This window comes from Paenibacillus maysiensis, from assembly GCF_000520815.1.
Taxonomy (GTDB): domain Bacteria; phylum Bacillota; class Bacilli; order Paenibacillales; family Paenibacillaceae; genus Paenibacillus; species Paenibacillus maysiensis.
Genome location: NZ_ASRY01000227.1, coordinates 1 through 927, shown reverse-complemented (window position 1 = coordinate 927; position 927 = coordinate 1). Strand labels below are relative to the sequence as shown.

Genomic DNA, 927 nt, shown 5'->3' with positions numbered 1-927 from the left:
CCCAATCAGTGCTCTACCTCCACGACTCTTATTCCGAGGCTAGCCCTAAAGCTATTTCGGGGAGAACCAGCTATCTCCGGGTTCGATTGGAATTTCTCCGCTACCCCCACCTCATCCCCGCATTTTTCAACATGCGTGGGTTCGGGCCTCCAGTGCGTGTTACCGCACCTTCACCCTGGACAGGGGTAGATCACCCGGTTTCGGGTCTACGTCCACGTACTCATTCGCCCTATTCAGACTCGCTTTCGCTGCGGCTTCAGCTCTTCACCTTAACCTTGCACGGGAACGTAACTCGCCGGTTCATTCTACAAAAGGCACGCCATCACCCCTAGATCGGGCTCTGACTTCTTGTAAGCACACGGTTTCAGGATCTATTTCACTCCCCTTCCGGGGTGCTTTTCACCTTTCCCTCACGGTACTGCTTCACTATCGGTCGCCAGGGAGTATTTAGCCTTGGCAGATGGTCCTGCCGGATTCATACGGGGTTTCACGTGCCCCGCACTACTCGGGATCCGTCTCGGAGGGAACGGGTTTTGAATTACAGGGCTTTTACCTTCTCTGGCGGGCCTTTCCAGACCTCTTCATCTAACCGGTTCCTTTGTAACTCCATGTGAGACGTCCCACAACCCCAAGGAGCAAGCTCCTTGGTTTGGGCTAATCCGCGTTCGCTCGCCGCTACTGACGGAATCACTATTGTTTTCTCTTCCTCAGGGTACTTAGATGTTTCAGTTCCCCTGGTATGCCTCTGTTCTGCCTATGTATTCAGCAGAAAGTGACTGTCGATGAAGACAGCCGGGTTTCCCCATTCGGACATCCCCGGATCAAAGCTTGCTTACAGCTCCCCGAGGCTTTATCGTTGTTCGCCACGTCCTTCGTCGGCTCCTGGCGCCTAGGCATCCTCCGTGTGCTCTTTGTAGCTTAACCTAG

1 rRNA gene is annotated in these 927 nt (G+C 54.2%); it reads right to left on the bottom strand.

Features of this window, described 5'->3' with window-relative positions:
* Positions 1–924, bottom strand: a 23S ribosomal RNA gene (locus L696_RS0116680); the annotation flags it as partial.
* Between the last annotated feature and the right edge of the window lie 3 nt (positions 925–927).